This window comes from Kineococcus gurbantunggutensis, from assembly GCF_050871925.1.
In the GTDB taxonomy this organism is placed as follows: domain Bacteria; phylum Actinomycetota; class Actinomycetes; order Actinomycetales; family Kineococcaceae; genus Kineococcus.
Genome location: NZ_JBJLSG010000032.1, coordinates 1 through 16,708, shown reverse-complemented (window position 1 = coordinate 16,708; position 16,708 = coordinate 1). Strand labels below are relative to the sequence as shown.

Here is a 16,708-nt window from a genome sequence, read left to right as displayed (position 1 = left end):
CGCCGCTGGGCCCAGGTGGGGCCGGTGGTGGCGGCCTCCTGTGTCGCCGGTGGCCGTCCTGGCGCTCGAGGGGATTGCGGTGCGGGCCTGGCATCGGCGCAACCGTGCGGCCCGCCGGCTCGGCGGACCGCACGGTGCAACGCCCACCGGCTGCGGTTGTCGACGCTGTTCAACTGCACCACGCCGGATGCTTCCGGCTGCCTGCCTCGTGTCAGTTCTTGACCGCACCGGCCGACAGGCCTTCGATGAGCTGCTTGCGCAGCGCCACGAAGACCACGATGCTCGGGACGGCCGCGAGGATCGAACCCGCCAGCACGATGTCGTACTGACGCCCCTCGGCGCCGAAGATCGACTGCAGGCCCAACGGCAGCGTGTACTGCGCCGGGTCGCTGACGATGATCAGGGGCCACAGGAAGTTGTTGTAGGTGTTCAAGAAGCTCCAGACGGCCAACGCCCCCAGCGCGGGACGCAGCAGCGGCAGCACCACGCGCCAGAACGTCGTGAACTCACTGGCCCCGTCGATCCGCGCTGCGTCGAGGATCTCGTCGGGCACAGCTTGCTCGCAGAACTGCCGCATCATGAAGATGCCGAACGCCGGGGCGACCCAGGGCACGATCAGCGCGAAGAGCGGCTGGGTCAGGCCTGTCTTGGCCAGCATGATGAACAGCGGCACGATGATCACCGCGAAGGGGATGGCCAGCGAGCTGAACATCGTGTTGAACAGCGCGTCTTTGCCGCGGAAGGAGTACTTGGCGAACCCGAAGCCGGCCAGGGAGCACACGAGCACCGTGACCGCTGTTGCGATCAGCGCGATGACGGTGCTGACGAGGAACCACTGGAGGAAGGAGTACCCCGCGAAGAGGTTGTGGTAGTTCTCCACCGTCGGTTCCGTCGGCAGCAGCCGTGGAGGGTAGGAGAACAGGTCCGAGCGCGGCTTGAACGACGACGACAGGGCCCACACCAGGGGGAAGACCCACAGCAGCGCCGCTAGCGTCAGCGCGGCGAAGACCCAGTGCCGCACCGACGACTTGCGACCACCCGCAGACGGCTTGGGCGCACCGACCCTGGAGCCTGCGGCGCTGGAGGATCCTGGGGACCGTACTTGACTGGTCGTGCTCACTGCTTCCTCCCGATGCCGAGGATCCGCATGGCGATCTGACCCATGAGGAACACGATGATGAACATCACGACGCCGCCGGCTGCCGCGTACCCGAACTCCTGGCGCTGGAAGCCGGCCCGGAAGATGAACTGGGCCACCGAGATCGTCGACTCCCCCGGACCGCCCTGCGTCAGCAGGAACGGTTCTTCGAAGATCTGCGCCGTGCTCACCAGCACGGTCACGATGATGAACGAGGAGATGGGCCGCAACTGCGGCAGGGTCACGTTGCGGAACGACCCCCACAGGCCCGCCCCGTCCAGGGACGCGGCCTCGTACAGGTCTCGCGGGATGTTCTGCAGCCCGGCCAGGAAGAAGATCGTCAGGTAACCCGTCCACCGCCACAGCACCAGGATGATCACGACGACCTTGGCCCAACCCGGACTGGTCAACCAGTCGACCCCTGGCACGCCGAGCGTGGCCCGCAGCAGACCGTTCACCAGTCCGTACTGCTGGTCGAAGAAGAGGCCGAACACCAGGGCCACCACGATCGGCGAGATGACCACCGGCAGGAAGAAGGCCGTGCGGAAGGCGTCACGCAGCTTCAGTCCTCGGGTGTTCATGCCGAGCGCGATGAGCAGCGACAGGGGCAGGACCACCACCATGGTGGCGACCGTGTAGATGCCCGTGTTGCCCAGGGCGGTGTGGAAGCTGGGGTCGGCGAACAGCTGCGCGTAGTTGCGCAGTCCGACCCACGTGGGCGCGCCCAGGCCCGCCCACTCGGTCAGGCTCAGGTACGCCCCGACGAGGATCGGCACGAGCATGAACAGGCCGAAGAGCACGAAGAACGGGGAGATGAAGGCGTACGGCGCGCCCTGCCGGCTCGAGCCGCGGCCCCTGCTGGCGACGCTCGAGGCCGGGCGGCCGAGTGCACGTTCTTGAACGCTGGACATGGTCGAGCCCCCTTCAGGCCTGTCGGGTCTGTTCGCGGTACCCCTTGATCGTCGCCTCGACGACCCGCTCGGGGGTGTAGGCGCCGGAGTACAGGCCCAACAGGGCCGCTCCCATCGCGACGGAGAGTTGCTGCATGGTCGCGGACTGGTAGAACGAGGGGATGTCCTGCGCTCCTTGAGCGTACACGTCGAACACCCGCTGGTCTCCGAGGTACGCATCGGTGATGTCGGTGAACTCCGGCGCGGAGTACAGCGACTTGATGGTGGGCAGGTACCCGCCGATCTGGTAGCGCAGCAACTGTCCCTCGGGTGTCAGGTACGTCCGCTTCAGCAGGTCCACGGAGGCCTGCCTGGCGGCGTTGTTCAAGCCCACCGCGAAGCCGGTGCCACCCAGGTTGCTGGCGATGTGCCCACCACCGGTGAACCGCGGCAGGGTCCGCATCCGCCACAGCCCGGCCTGCTCGGGCACGTTGGCCTGCAGGCCGTAGACGTTGTACCAGTTCGGCATGACGATGGCGATGAGCTCTCCTTGCTTCAGCGCGGCCGCCGCCGCGCTGCCGTAGGGGTCCCCGAGCACCTTGAAGGTGCCGTTCTGGACGCCGCGCTGGATGACGTCGAGGGTCTCCAGGACCTCCGGCGTGTCGATCGTCAGGTTGCCGTCTGCGTCGAACGGCGCTCCACCGCGCTGCAGCAGGAACTGCAGGAAGCTGTTGAAGATCGAGGTGTTGTCGCCGTTGGCGACCATGCCCAGCGACTTGCCGGTGGCGGCCGCCAACTGCTCCCCGGCCTGCAGGTAGTCCTCCCACGTCTGCATCTGCGGGTCGATCCCGTGTGCCTCGAACTCGTCCTGGCGGTAGTAGAAGACCGAGATCGAGCTGTCGGACTCCAGGGCGTACAGCCGCCCGTCGACCGAGTAGGGCTCGGTCCTGAGCAGGTCGTCACCGAGGTCGGTGGTGAGGTCGCTGAGGTCGACGAACAGGTTCTCGGCCATCTGGGGCTTCATCACCCGGGGCCACTCGGAGATGATGATGCCGAGCATGCCCGGCCCGGACTGGCCGGCGACGGCCTGGGTGATCGTCCTGGAGAGCAGGTCCGAGCCGTTGGCCGACACGGGGTTGATCGTGTCCTGGAAGGCGGAGCCGGCCATCAGGTCCGCGTCGGCGGCCGATGCCTGGAAGGTCTTGACGTAGCTGGGATCGTGCGTCCAGAAGCCGATGTCGACCGCGCCGGAGGTGCTCGCGGCCTGCTGACCGCTGGAGCAGGCGGTGAGCCCGCCTGCTCCAGCGGCACCGAGGACGAGACCGCCCAGGACGGCCCGCCTGCTCACGCCGGCTCGTCCGCTCACGCCGACCCGGGGTGCGCGTGAGGCGTGCGCTGTGAGCTGCCCGGGTGGGACGTCGTTGTCTGCCACAGACATGGAACTCCTTCGTTCTGGGCCTGATCGGATCGAGGGCTTCGATCCGGTGGGGCACTGGTCGAGCGTGCGGGTCGTGCTCCGCCTGGGGGCACGGACCCCTCACGAGGCGGTGCCAGAGGTGGCCCGGGTGCCCGGGCGGCCTCAGGCGGTCGTCGTGGCCGGCTGCAGCCGCGCGGTGATGGCGGTGATGAGCTCGACGGACTCGACGTGCACGCCCTCGCGCACGTCGCGGACGGCGGGGTCGACCCACACCCCGGTGCTGGAGCGCCAGGGCAGCAGCTCGAACAGGACGCCGTCCTGGGCCGCGGCCTGACGGTGCTGGCTGATGTCGATGTCCCAGTCCCTGCCGTGCCAGAAGTGGTCGCTGATGACCTCTCCCTGCAGCACGGCCCGGCCGGTGTCGCCGCTCCAGCGCACGCGCAGCAGCGCGCGGTCGGCGCCCTGCAGCCGGTCGCTCGGTACGCGCACGGTCAGGCGGGCAGCGGTGGAGTAGTCGGTGGGGGCGCTGAGGCGGTGCAGGGGCCCGCCGGTGCGCGCCGGGGGTTGCTGGACGCTCTCGGGGCGGAAGTGCTTCAGCAGGCGGTGGCTGCCGGCCTGCGGGGACTGCACGTTCCAGCTGGTCCACAGCCCTTGGCGCACCGGCGCGCCGAGGGTGGCGCCGCTGCTCGTCCAGTCCACCGGTGCCGGCAGCACCGACACCTGCGCCGCACCGCTCTCCAGGGTGATCACCAGGTCGCCGTGCTCGGCGTGCACGGGAGCGTCGGCGAGGACGAGCCGATCCTCACCGGCGACCTTCAGGCGGTACAGCTGGTCGGCCGTGGCTTCGTCCAGGACGAGGATCCTGGCGTCGGCGAGCTCGACGACGCAGTCCTTGCCCGGCGCCTGCGTCAGCTCGACCAGGGTGTGCTCGCCGACCGCGCTCGCGGTGCCGGCACCCCCGGCCACGGCCTCGCCCTCGATGAGGAGCTGCACGGGCACCCCCGGGCTGGCGCTGAGGACCAGCAGGTCGCTGCCCTCGTGGGTGAGCCGGGTGATGATCTGCGCGGTGGCGCTGCGCAGGGTGGTGCGCTCGGTGAGGGCGTAGCGCAGGGGCCACACCAGCGAGCGCCCGGCGGGGATGTCCACGGGTCGGGTGGGGACGGTGAGGGTGGTGTCGGGGAAGTCGATGCTGACCTGCACGTCCTTCTGCGCGGCCAGTGCTCGCTTGGCCGGCTGGTAGGTGGTCAGGAACAGGTACCCCGAGCGGCCGTCGGAGCGCACGGCCCAGCGCAGCTCGTCCGGGTCGTCGCTGCCGCCGCCGATGCTCACGCCCATGGGGGCCAACCGGTGGCCCTCGGCCGCCAGCCACAGGTGCTGGCGGCGCAGGTAGTGGTGGTGCGGGCGGATCTGGCCGTGCTCGCCGATCGGGGCGTGGAAGTCGTAGGTGCGGGTGGGGATGTCGTTGGGGTACCCGGTGGCGTGCGACTCCTGCTCCGTGCCGTGGGCCCCCACGCGCTGGGTGCCGCCGGCGTACATGTAGTACCCCTGCCAGATCGAGCCGCTGCCGATCTTGGCCAGGCTCAGGGCCGCGACGTCCTCGGGGGCGACCAGGGGGCGGCGGTGGTAGGCCACGTGCATGCCGCCGCCGAGCTCGCAGGTGGCGAAGGGGAAGTCCTCCGCCTCTGCGGCGGTGGCGGGGGCTGCGCCGGTGTCCAGGACGATGCCGTCCAGGGCCTGGCGCAGGTCCGCGCCCACGCTGAGGTCGTCGCGCACGTGGCTGTAGCGGAAGTGGAAGGGCGCGAACGCGGGCCACTCGACCCGGGAGTCCTCCCAGAAGCCGTCGGAGTAGGCGCTGTACAGCGGCAGCAGGTTCGGGGGCAGCTGCGCTCCTCCCCAGCCGGTGGCGGTCCACAGCGGCACGCGCAGGCCCAGGTCCTCGGCCATCTCACGCAGCGTCGCCAGGTGCTGGGGCTGGTCGTAGAGCTCGTTGTCCATCTGCGCGGCGATGACGGGTCCGCCCTCGCCGTGGCTCAAGCCCCGCAGCTGGGCGATGGTCTGGGCGTAGAAGGCGCGCGCCAGGGCGAGGTACTCGGGGTCGTTGGTGCGGGTGGGCAGGTCGCGTTCGACCAGCCAGTCGGGGAAGGCGCCGTAGCGGGCCTCGCCGTGGCCCCACGGCCCCATCCGGACGACGACGTCGAGCTCGAAGTCCGCGGCCAGCTCGATGAAGGCGCGCAGGTCGCAGTTGCCCTCCCACCGGAAGTGCCCGGGCTCGGGTTCGTGCGCGGACCAGAAGACGTAGGTGGCGACGGAGTTCAGGCCGCCGGCCCTGGCGTGGCCGAGGACCTCCTTCCACCGCTCGCGCGGCAGGCGGGAGTAGTGGACCTCACCGGTGATCGGGAACCACGGGCGCCCGGCACGTTCGATCCACCGGCTGGTCACCTCGATCCGATCGGCGCTGCCCTCGGGCTCGCCCAGCGGCAGGTGCCCGCGGCGCTCGGCGGGCGGCGGCAGCACTCGCAGCCTCCGGTCGGTCGCGACCGCGCCGATCTGCTGAACCTCGTCGTTCACTTCGTGCCTCTCGTGGTGGCTGACTCGTGCGGTGGTGGCTGACTCGCCGGGTGGTGGCTGCCTCGTGCGGTGGTGCCTCAGGCCGAAGCGGAGTTGACGACGTCGGCGGCTGCGGTGTTGAGCGGGTCGCGGTGCAGCACCTGCCGGGCCAGCTCGAGCGCCTCGCGGCTGTGCCCGTCCAGCAGGGCGAGCTGGGCTCGCAGCACCTGGGTGCGCAGGTCGTGCGTCTGCTGCACGTCGGTGGCGAAGAGCAGCATCGTGGGCAGCGAGGTGGCGAAGTAGTCGATGTCGGCGCGCACCGCGCTCTGGCGGTGGGCGTAGTCGGCCAGGCCGTTGCGCAGGGCCCGGGCGGTGCTCTCCTCGCCCAGCCGCCGTAGGGCGGTGACCGAGGCGGCGGTGCGCTCGGAGTAGGCCTGCACCTGCATGCCCTGGAAGTCGCCCTGCTGCTGCGCCGAGGTCCGCCAGGCCTGCCGGGCCCGCTCGGCATCGCCGGCTGCGGCAGCGGCATCGCCGAGGACCAGGTGCAGCTCGGCGGTGTTGGCCAGCGCGTGCCGGGCCTCGCCCAGCGAGGCGGGGGGCTGCAGGGCGTGCTCGGCGTGCCGGACGGCGACCTCGGCCAGCCCCTGGCGCAAGCACTGGCGCGCCAGGCTCAGGTGGGCGGCTTCCCAGGCGGCCAGGACGCGGCCCTCGCCGCCCTCCCACGGCTGGAAGCGGCGGTTGCCCAGGACCTCCAGGGCCTCGGCGGGGCGGCCGGTGGCGGTCAGCAGCTCAGCCAGCTGCGCGCAGAGGTCGTCGCGCTGCTCGACGAGGTCGCGACGATCGAGCAGGACGTCCAGGCGGGCCTGCGGGGAGGTGCCGCGGCGTCCTTCGAGCTGGTCGGCTTCGAAGAGCAGCCGGGCGTCGTCCGGGGCGGTCTTGCGTGCCCGCTCGAACCAGTAGGCGCCCGCCTGGGTGTCGCGGTGCACGTTGTACGCCGCGATGCCCAGGTTGCGCAGGACCACCGGGTCGCTGTCGTCACCGGCAGCGGCGACCTGCCAGGCCTCGATGGCCTCCTCCCGGCGGCCGGCGGCGTACAGCCAGTGACCGGCCAGGCCGGCCAGCAGGGTGTCCTCGGGCCAGCGGGCGCGCAGGGCTGCGAGCAGGTCGTTGTCGCTGTGGGCGGGGAAGCACCAGCGTCGATCGCTCTGCCGGGCGCGCTGCAGAGCAGCACCGGCGGCCTCCTCATCGCCGCGCAGCAGCTCCAGCTGGGCCAGGTACAGCCAGGCCAGGGGTGCCACGTTGCGCTGACCGGGTGTGGGGCGCAGGCGGGCGGCCTCCTGCAGCACGGCGGCGGCAGCGGCGTCCTCACGGATGGAGAGGTACTCCAGGGCCACGTCCAGCGCGATGGTCGGGTCGTCCGTCGGCGCTGCCGCAGTCGGCAGCGACAGCCGGGCGGCCAGGTGCCGCGCCCAGGCGTCCAGCGCGTTCAGCTGCAGCGTCTGGTGCACCAGTGCGGCGGCGCGCTCGCTCTCGCCCAACCTCAGCGCGGCGACCGTGGCCAGGTTGCGGGCCTGCACCGATCGCGGAGCGGACTGCAGCAGCACCTCCAGCGCCTCTGCGGCCTGCCGGTCGCGGCCGCTGGCCAGGTCCAGGCGGGCGGTGGCGATCGTGGCCGGCTCGGCCCAGGCCTGGTCCCACATCGCGGTCCCCAGCGCCGCGCGCGCCTCCTGCGCGCGCCTCAGGCGGGTGAGCACCACACCCAGCCGGTAGTGCGCCTCGCCGTCGCGGGGGTTGGGGTTGCGGTGCGTCAAGCGGGCCACGGCGCTGCGCAGGTGCGCCTCGGCCTGCTCCAGGCGACCGTCGAACTGCCGGCGCCCGGCGAGGGCCACGTTGCACCGCGCGTCACCGGCATCGCGCCGCAGGGCCTCGTGCCAGTAGGGCTCCGGGGACCGGGTGGCGTGGCGGTACTGCTGCAGGTGCAGGCCGGTCAGGTACAGCTCCTCCAGCGTGCCGATCTGCTGCGGGGTGGGCGGCTCGCTGGCCGCGGCCGGCAGCTGCCCGTCGGCGGGGGCCTGCGGTGCTCGGGGTCGCCAGGTGAGCAGCACGGCGCCCTCGTGGCGCACGAGGACCTCGATGCCGGTGGGCTCCACCCGCCGGCCGACCTCGAAGTCGACCGCGTACGGGCGCCCGGGCGCCAGGTCCGCGGTGGCGGCGTGCACGAGCTCGCCGTCGGCGCGCACCTCGATGACGCTGCCGGGCCGCAGCGCGGTGCTGGCCACGCCCACCCGCACGCGGGTGCGCTCGTGCTCGCAGCGCACGTCCAGGCGCACCGCGGCCTCCCGGGTGGCCTGGTGCACCGGGCCGATGTCCTGGATGGGGTACCAGTACTGCGAGAAGCGCTTGGTCTCCCCCGGGCGCAGGAAGGCGAAGTCGGGCTGGTTGTCGGTGAAGACCCCGGCCATCAGCTCCACGTAGGGGCCGTTGCGGTCGGTCAGGTGCGCGTCCCAGGCCCAGCCGAAGGGTGCGTTGCCCCACGTCCACTGCTTCTTGCCCGGCGAGAAGCGGTGGTCGGCCCAGTGCACGAAGCCGGCGCCGGCGCGGTGGTCGTAGCCGCCGAAGAAGTCGTCCTGGGTGCTCAGGCACATGTAGGAGGTCGGCACCGGGATGTTGCGGTACCAGTCCAGGCGGTCGCCGTCGGGGCGCTGGGGCGTGCGCTGCGCGGGGTAGTCCACCCCGTAGTAGCGTCCCTGGGCCGCGGGGAAGGTGGTCATGGCGCGCTTGGCGTGGTCGGCCACGACGTGCACGTCGGTGGGGAAGAACGACTGGTACTCGTCGTTCACCGCCGCGGCGACGTTGGCCCACCACAGGAACGTCTGCACCTCGGCCGTGCGGTTGACGACGTTGGCGCGCAGCTCGATCAAGGCGCTGGCCGGACGCAGGCGCACACCGTGCATGCCCTGCATGCGCTGGAAGGGGTCGTGGTCGGAGCACCAGACCGTGACCGCTCCATCCGCCTCCTCCTCGATGCTCGCCTCGGTGGGCAGGTACGTGGCCGGGCGGTGGTGCTGCGGCCAGTTGAACTCGACGCCGCCGGAGATCCAGGGTCCCAGCAGACCGACCAGGGCGGGCTTGATGACGTCGTTGCGGTAGAAGAAGTCGTAGTCGCGGGTCTTGTCCAGCCCCACGTGGATGCGACCGCCCAGCTCAGGCAGGATCATCAGGCGCACGAAGTCGTTGTCCAGGTGGACGGCGTCCCAGCGGCGGGGGCGCTTGTCCTGCGAGATGCGGTCGGTGAACGGCATCGGGTAGACCGCTCCGGAGGAGCCCTGGTAGACGCGCTGGTCCAGGTAGGCCGGGTAGCGGTCCGGCAGGTCGGGCTCGTAGGTGTCGATGACGACCGGCTCGCGCCAGACACGGACCGGTCGACCCGCGATCTGCGCTGGGACCGGGGGGAGCGCGATGCGCGACTCTGCACTGAGCATGCGCTCGATGCTAGGCACGTTGACGCGCCCGGCCGATGGGCGTTTCACTGCTCGACATGGACGAAGCACCGGCCCTGGCGGATCTTCGGGACAGCATCCGGGACGGCTTCGCCGGTCAGCGCATGTCCGTGGTCCCCCGGCCAACCGTGCAGCGTGCGCTGCAGCAACCGGTCACCTCACGGCTCGTGGCCACCGACGCCGGGTTCTTCCCCCACGCCGTGCGACATGGACGGTCCAGGCCTGCCGGTGCCGAGGAGGACATCGTGCTGCTGTGCACCGACGGAGCCGGCTGGTACAGGTCCGCCGGCACGCGCTGGAGCATCGCGCCCGGCGACGTCGTGGTCATCCCCGCCGGGCTGGAGCACGAGTACGCAGCCAGCCAGGACGATCCGTGGACGCTGTGGTGGATGCACCTCACCGGCCCGGACAGCCGGCACCTGGTCGCCGCGGCGCTGCAGGCGGCGGGCGGGGCGGTGACGCACCTGCGCGACCCCTCGCCCGTGGCGAGCTTGATCTCCCAGGTCATCGACGCGCTGGAGGGCGGGACCACCACCTCCAGCCTGACCCGCTCGGCCGGTGCCGCCTGGCACGCCCTGACCCACGTCATCGCCACCGGCCGCCGGCCACCGGGCGCCAGCTCGAGCCCGGTGGAGCGCGCGGTCGAGCACTTGCGCGCCACGGCACCGCAGCGGACGTCTTCGAGCTCGTTGGCGGCCATGGTCGGCCTGAGCGCTTCACAGCTGACGACCCTCTTCCAGCGCCAGGTGGGCATGTCGCCACTGCGCTTCCAGACCGAGCTGAGGATGGGGCTGGCTCGCCGGCTGCTGGACACCACGCAACTGCCCGTCTCCGCCGTGGCCCGCCAGGCCGGCTACGACGACGCCTTGTACTTCTCCCGCCAGTTCGCCCGCGTGCACGGCGTGCCGCCGAGCGCCTACCGCGCGCGTGGGCGGTGAGCCGCGGGCGGTGAGCCCCGCTCGCGGGAGGTGCAGCGCGGGCGCGGGAGGTGCAGCGCGGGCGCGGAGAGCGCCGTCGCGCACCCGGCCCGCGGCCCGTGCTGCGGCGGCACGTCCACCTGCGCCTCGCGGGGGGCTCGGTGGGACCAGAGCCCGCCCCCCGCTGAAACTGCCCGGTCGCACCGGTGCACGCGAGCGGTGCGGGCAGCAGCGCGTCAGCGGCACCCGGAAGGGGTCCTCCGTCGCAGCACCGCTGCGCCCTGGCCCTCCTCGGCCTTGACATGTCATACCGGTCGCAGCACGATCTGGCACTGCGAGCCGACTGGGACGACGACGCCTCGAGCCGCACGGCCCAGCGCGCGCACCCACCCGACAGCGGTGCTCGCCACACCGGTGGTTCGGACACCGGCGGTTTCAACACAGGTGGTCGCCACACCGGTGGTTTCCACACCGTCGCTGCCGACACCGGTACCACCGGTCCGGCGCACTCCCAGGTGCCCACGAGCGCACCTTCACCGGAAGGACTGCCCGTGCTCTTCGGCGCCAGCTACTACCACGAGTACCAGCCCCTCCCCCGCCTGCAACGCGACCTCGACCTCATGGTCGATGCCGGCTTCACCGTGATCCGCGTGGGCGAGTCGACGTGGAGCAGCTACGAGCCGGTCAGCGGCCGCATCTGCTTCAGCGCCCTGACCGCCGTGGTGGACGCCGCGCACGAGCGGGGCCTGAAGGTCGTCGTGGGCACCCCCACCTACGCCGTGCCCCCGTGGCTGGCGCGCCAGTTCCCCGAGATCATGGTCACGCCGCCCGACGGGCAGCGGTTGGCCTACGGCGGGCGTCAGGACGTCGACTTCACCCACCCCTCCTTCCTCTTCCACGCCGAACGGCTCATCCGCGCGATGGCAGCCGCCTTCGCCGGGCACCCCGGCGTCATCGGCTTCCAGGTCGACAACGAGATCGGTGTGCGCGAGATCGCCAGCGCTCACGTCGTCGAGCGGTTCCGTCAGCACGTGATGGACGAGCTCGGAGGCGTGCAGGGCGTCAACGACAAGTGGGGCCTGACCTTCTGGAGCCACCGGCTCTCCGAGCCGCAGGACCTGTGGGCGCCGGCCGGCAACAGCGTCCCGGGTTACGCGCTGCAGTGGCAGCGCTTCCAGGCCGAGCTGACGGTGCAGTTCCTCACCTGGCAGCGCGACCTGCTGCGCGAGCACCTGCGCCCGGAGCAGTTCGTCGTCCACGACCTCATCGGCGGCCACAGCGCGGGCTCCGCCGACGTGCTGGGGATCGCGCGTGCCCTGGACAAGACGGCGGTCAACATCTACAGCCCGCTGCAGCGGGCCGTGGAACTTCCCCCACCCCCCGAGCAGGTCGCGGCACGTTCGGGCCCGGACTGGATGGACTCCGCCGGTACCTGGAGCATGCTGTGGAAGGCCGACATGGCGCACAGCCTGCGCGGCCCGCATGGATCCCGGTTCTTGATCACCGAGGCTCAGGCCGGCTCCATCGGCTGGCACGACACCAACGTGCCCCCCTGGCCCGGGCAGCTGCGCCTGTTCGCGCACCTGATGAACAGCCGCGGAGCCGACATGCTCACCTACTGGCACTGGCACACCCTGCACTACGGCCGGGAGAGCTACTGGGGCGGCGTGCTGGGCCACGACGGTGAACCCGGGCGCATCTACGAGGAGGTCCGCCGCCTGGGCGCGGAGCTGAAGTCCATCGCCGCCGACGTCGCCGACGCCGTCCCCGATGCCGACATCGCGGTGCTGTACTCCCGCGACAGCCTCAGGGCGCTGCAGGCGGACCCGGCGCTGCGCGAGCCCCTGACCGGCGCAGCGGACCCGCACAGCTACTCGCGCGTGCTGAACTCCTGGCTCAAGGCCGCCACCAGCACCGGCACCCAGGTGCGCATCGTGCACCCGGACTCCGACTGGCACGGCCAGCAGGTGCTGGTCGTGCCGGCCCTGTACGTCGCCGACGAGGCTCTGCTGCAGTCCATCACCGCCCGCGCCCGGCAAGGGGCCCACGTCGTCCTGACCTTCCGCAGCGGCTACGCCGACGAGTGGCTGCGGGTGCGCTGGACGCGCGCTCCCGGCCCGCTGCGCGAGGCCGTCGGCGCCTCCTACCAGGAGTACTGCACCCTGCCCGAGCCGATCCGGCTGACCGTCGCTGCCACCGATCCACGGCCCGGCGCGCAGGACCGGCCCGCGCAGGACCTGCCGGCGCAGGACCTGCCGGCGCTGGAGCTTGCCGAGGGCGCCAGCGCCTGCGCCTGGGCCGACGCGCTGGTGGCCGAGTCCGCTCAGGTGCTGCTCGGCTACGACGACCCCTTCCTGGGCGGCTTCGCCGCCGTGACCACGCACGCGGTCGGTGAAGGTCGCATCACCTACGTCGGCTGCCTGCTGGACGATGCGAGCACCGCCTCGCTGCTGCGCTGGGCCCTGCGCGAACGCCGCCAGCACCCGCTCGCCAGCCGCTGGGACGCACCCGAGCAGGTGCACGTCAGCAGCGCGGTGCGAGCGGACGGACGACGCCTGTGGACGTTGACCAACCACAGCTGGGAGGCGACCAGCGTGAGAACGCCGTTCCGGGGGCGGGTGCTCACCGCCGACGACAGCAGCACCGCCGGCGACATCGGCCGCGCAGCCGAGCTGCCGCTGGCGCCGTGGGGCGTGGCGATCGTGGTGGAGGAGGCAGGAGCACAGGCGTGAGCCGCACCGTCGGCATCCAGACCCCGCACCTCAAGGCCACGTCCCTCGGCGTCGCCTGCTGGCAACTGCTCGGCGGCGCGGTGCGCACCCACGTGCGCACGTGCGACCACCCCGGTGGCGGTGACTCCCGCTCCGTGTACGGCACCGCCAGCGCCGCCGGCTTCGCCGAAGCCGCTGCCGGGAGCAGGGCCGCCGGCTCCAGCGCGGTGAAGGCCCTGGCCGTGCCCGTGGGCACCGGGCTGCCCCGCCGCGCCGACGTCCTGCGCACCGCACGCACGATGGCCGCGGTGCGCGAGGCCGTCGGGGACGAGGTGCACATCGCGGTCGACCTGCACGCGCGGACCACCGCAGCCATCGTGCGCACGGCGCGATGGAGCACGCCCGCGCCTTCGCCGAGGCCGCCCCGCTCCTCCTCGAAGAGCTGGGCCAACCGGGCAACGCGCAGGCGCAGGCGCAGCTGGCGCGCGATGCCCGTCCCGATCGCCACCGGGGAGCGGCTGAACGCGCTGCAGGAGGTCCGCGAACACCTCCACGCCGGTGCCTGCGCGGCGCTGCAGCCGGACGCGTGCCACGTCCGGGGACCCACCGCGCTGCGCAAGAGCGCTGCTGTGGCCGAGACCTGGCACGTTCTGCGGGCCCCTCACAACGCCCTGGGACCCACCGCCACGCTCGTCAACCAGCACGTCGCCTTCGCCACTCCCGGCGTCATGATGCAGGAGGTCATGCACGCCGACGTGCCCCGGCGCGAGGACGTGGTCAGCGGCTCGCTGCCCACCGTCGGCGGGAAGGTGCAGCTGCCACGAGTGATCGGGTGGGGCATCGACGTCGACGAGCGCGTGGACGCCCGGCACCGCCGCACCCCTGCACCCATGAGCCGGTGCTGGACCTGGCTGGCGACGACGGGCTCACCGCGGACTGGTGAACCGGCACGGGTGGGCGCCTTCGACCCGCGAGCACGCCTGGCACCACCTGCCGCGCGAGCCGACGGCAGCCACCCACCGGCCACCAGCACGCCCACCGGCCACCAGCACCGGGCGCGCCCCTGAGCGGGCCGCACGAGCCCGCCTTGGCAGACCCCACCACCGATCTGGAGATGCTCTCGTGACCTACGCACCCGTCCCCCTGCCCGAGCACCTGCCCGAGCAGCTGACCATCACGCTGTGGGACTTCACCTGGTTCACTCGCACGGGTCCTGGCGAACCCTTCGAGGACCTCGACCGCGCCTTCGCCGAGGCCGTCGAGCGCGGCTACAACACCATCCGCATCTGCGCGATGCCCTTCTACCTCTTCCGCTCCGGCCTGGACACCCGCCAGGCCCGCTTCGGCCCGCTGGGCGGGGGGTACGGTCAGGGGACCCGCTGGTACGACGTGCGCCACCGCAGCGTCCTGGATGCCCGCGCGCACCTGCTGCAGCTGTTCCGCGCCGCGCAGCGCCACGGCGTCTTCGTCATCGTCTCCAGCTGGGAGTACCAGCAGACCTCCTCCTTCTCCGGCGACCGCCGCTGGTTCGACGCGCTGATGCGGGTGCCGGCCGAGGAGCGGGCGCTGGTGATGGCCGAGGCCCACGCCGACCTGTACGAGCACCTCGACGAGCACGGCCTGAGCGAGCGGGTGGCGTTCGTGGAGCTGCACAACGAGGTCCAGGCCGGGTACCTGACCGAGGGACTGCCGGGCCAGGAGCCGGCCGTCGTCGAGCTCGAGGAGCGGCTCTCGCGCGCGCTGGCGGCCTTCCGGCGCCGGCTGCCGCAGGTGCCGGTCACCGTCAACTACTCCCGGGTCCCCGTCGATGCGATGCGCGGCATCCCGCGGGAGATCGACGTGGCGGTCTTCCACCCCTACGTCTACGGGGTCCTGGAGGAGCAGACCACCGGCTTCGCCCTTCGCGACCCCGCCCGCTTCAGCACCGAGCGCGTGCGCCCGCTGCTGCGGCCCGACGCTCCCGACTACGAGCAGTGGCAGCCTCCGGCCGAGGACCTGTGGCGCAAGGAGGCCACCATCGTCGGCAAGCCGGAGATCTACGTGCACGACTGGGCCGATCCCCGGGTGTGGGACCTGTACCTGTACGAGCGCTACAGCGCCCACCACACCCAGATGGTGTTCAAGCTCAGCGAGTGGATCGACATCGCCAACGACTTCGCCCGTGGCCGAGGCATCCCGCTGGTCTTCGGCGAGGGCTGGCTCGGTTACACCCCCCTGCGCGCCACCTTCGAGGAAGGTCCCATCGGGGCCCAGTACTGCCGTCGCGCGGCCGCCAAGGCCAGGGCCGTGGGCGCCCGCGGGTCCATCGTGTGCTCCAACGCCGCCCCTCACCACCCCATGTGGGCGGATCAGGCGCTGCAGGTGCAGTGCAACGCCATCTTCACCGGTCGATCCGGCTTCAGCGAGGACACCGCGGCGGTCACCTACGCCGACCACGGCTTCTGAGCCGGCGGTCTTACCCGCTCCCGAAGCGATCCACTCACAGCCCCTGTGCCGGGAGCGCGCTGCCACCACCAGCGGTGTGGGATCCCGCCACGTGCCGCGGGCGGGACGAGGCGGAGAGGGTGTGGGGCCGTGCACCACCGGCGACGCCCAGGACCTGTCCAGCGCCGCGAGCGCCTGAGCTCCACGGAGCCAGCGACCTTCGTGCCGGCACCAGCGCTCGACATCGTCGAGGCGGTGGGCGCAGGTGACACCTTGGCCACCGGGTACCTGGGCCGCCGGGTACCCGGCCTCGCGCCTGGTCGACCGCTCCATGGCCGATTCGACGGCTGACTCGACGGCTGACTCGACGGCCGGCTGGCTGGCCGTGGGCCACCGGGGGGCCGACGTCGTCCTGATCCCACTCGCCGACCACGCCCAGCACGCCCAGCACGCCCACCACGCCGACACCGGCGCGCTGCACGAGCCGGAGGAGCGCGGTGCCTGAACCTGCGGCCGGCTTCTGCGAGCTCGCACTCAGTCGCCCGCCCGTCCTGGTCGTCCTGCGCGGACTCAGCCGCGAGCAGATCGTCGACCTGACACAAGGCGCCCGGGATCTCGGGGTGCACCTGGTGCAGGTGCCCGTGCACAGCCGGGAGTGGCTGGCCGCGCTGGAGCAGTTGGCAGCTCGCACGTCGGATCGAGGAGGCGTTCAGGTCGGCGCCGGCACCGTCACCACCCGCACCCGAGCGCGCGAGGCGGTGGCGGCCGGCGCAGCGGGTGCAGCCGCGCGCGGTGGGCCGCTCGGGGTGGGTGGTTGGACGTCTCGCCCCGGGCGGTGATCACCGCATTCTCGCAGTGATCACCGCACGGGCCCCGCCGGTGGCGCCGACCTCGCCGGTGCAGCCGCCGGGGCCGGCGGCAGCGCCGGTCCACGTCTGGCACGCCGCAGCGCTCGGGCAGTCGAGCACCCCGCGAGGCGATCGCAGCCGCGCCGCGTGGACGCTGGAGCAGCTGCCGGCCGAGGCCGGCACCGCCGCACTGGCCGGGCCGGGCCAGGCCGGGCCAAGCCGGGCCAGGCCGGGCCAGGCCGGGCCAGGCCGGGCTGGGCTGGGCTGACAGGCCAAGCGCGCGCGTTCGCACCCTGAGGCCGGCTCGAGCCGGCCT

At 72.3% G+C, this 16,708-nt stretch carries 11 protein-coding genes; 6 read left to right on the top strand and 5 right to left on the bottom strand.

The genetic code is table 11. From position 1 onward, the window contains the following. Positions 1-211: 211 nt before the first annotated feature. From ACRYR7_RS08535 to ACRYR7_RS08515, 5 genes are all read right to left on the bottom strand, one after another. Entirely contained in the window at positions 212-1,021 is an 810-nt protein-coding gene (locus ACRYR7_RS08535) for a carbohydrate ABC transporter permease (RefSeq protein ID WP_432571653.1), read from the bottom strand. Between the two features lie 95 nt (positions 1,022-1,116). Beyond that, positions 1,117-2,049 (bottom strand): carbohydrate ABC transporter permease, encoded by a 933-nt coding sequence (locus tag ACRYR7_RS08530; RefSeq protein WP_432571652.1) that lies wholly within the window; start codon positions 2,047-2,049, stop codon positions 1,117-1,119. A 13-nt stretch (positions 2,050-2,062) separates the two neighbouring features. Next, the gene (locus tag ACRYR7_RS08525; protein WP_432571651.1) at positions 2,063-3,376 is read right to left on the bottom strand and encodes an ABC transporter substrate-binding protein; all 1,314 of its coding nucleotides are present in this window, start codon (positions 3,374-3,376) and stop codon (positions 2,063-2,065) included. Between the two features lie 231 nt (positions 3,377-3,607). After that, a complete protein-coding gene (locus ACRYR7_RS08520) occupies positions 3,608-6,013 on the bottom strand; it encodes a beta-galactosidase (protein WP_432571650.1) in 2,406 nt (801 codons plus the stop codon). Positions 6,014-6,090: 77 nt separating this feature from the next. Then, positions 6,091-9,474, bottom strand: coding sequence for a DUF5107 domain-containing protein (locus tag ACRYR7_RS08515; protein ID WP_432571649.1), 3,384 nt, complete (start codon positions 9,472-9,474; stop codon positions 6,091-6,093). A gap of 56 nt (positions 9,475-9,530) precedes the next feature. Here ACRYR7_RS08515 and ACRYR7_RS08510 point away from each other — a divergent pair, with 56 nt between their 5' ends. From ACRYR7_RS08510 to ACRYR7_RS08485, 6 genes are all read left to right on the top strand, one after another. Further along, on the top strand, positions 9,531-10,430 hold the full coding sequence (locus ACRYR7_RS08510) for a helix-turn-helix domain-containing protein (protein ID WP_432571648.1): 900 nt from the start codon (positions 9,531-9,533) through the stop codon (positions 10,428-10,430). A gap of 530 nt (positions 10,431-10,960) precedes the next feature. Continuing rightward, positions 10,961-13,141: a beta-galactosidase gene (locus ACRYR7_RS08505; protein ID WP_432571647.1), complete on the top strand. Its 2,181-nt coding sequence runs from the start codon at positions 10,961-10,963 to the stop codon at positions 13,139-13,141. Next, positions 13,138-14,187, top strand: a complete 1,050-nt coding sequence (locus tag ACRYR7_RS08500; protein ID WP_432571646.1) for an enolase C-terminal domain-like protein — start codon at positions 13,138-13,140, stop codon at positions 14,185-14,187. Before ACRYR7_RS08505 ends, ACRYR7_RS08500 begins: the two co-directional genes overlap by 4 nt. A gap of 55 nt (positions 14,188-14,242) precedes the next feature. Continuing rightward, positions 14,243-15,565, top strand: a complete 1,323-nt coding sequence (locus tag ACRYR7_RS08495; RefSeq protein ID WP_432571645.1) for a cellulase-like family protein — start codon at positions 14,243-14,245, stop codon at positions 15,563-15,565. A gap of 310 nt (positions 15,566-15,875) precedes the next feature. Continuing rightward, a complete protein-coding gene (locus tag ACRYR7_RS08490; RefSeq protein WP_432571644.1) occupies positions 15,876-16,049 on the top strand; it encodes a hypothetical protein in 174 nt (57 codons plus the stop codon). After that, the gene (locus ACRYR7_RS08485; protein WP_432571643.1) at positions 16,042-16,383 is read left to right on the top strand and encodes a hypothetical protein; all 342 of its coding nucleotides are present in this window, start codon (positions 16,042-16,044) and stop codon (positions 16,381-16,383) included. The genes ACRYR7_RS08490 and ACRYR7_RS08485 overlap by 8 nt, the downstream gene beginning before the upstream one ends. Positions 16,384-16,708: the final 325 nt, after the last annotated feature.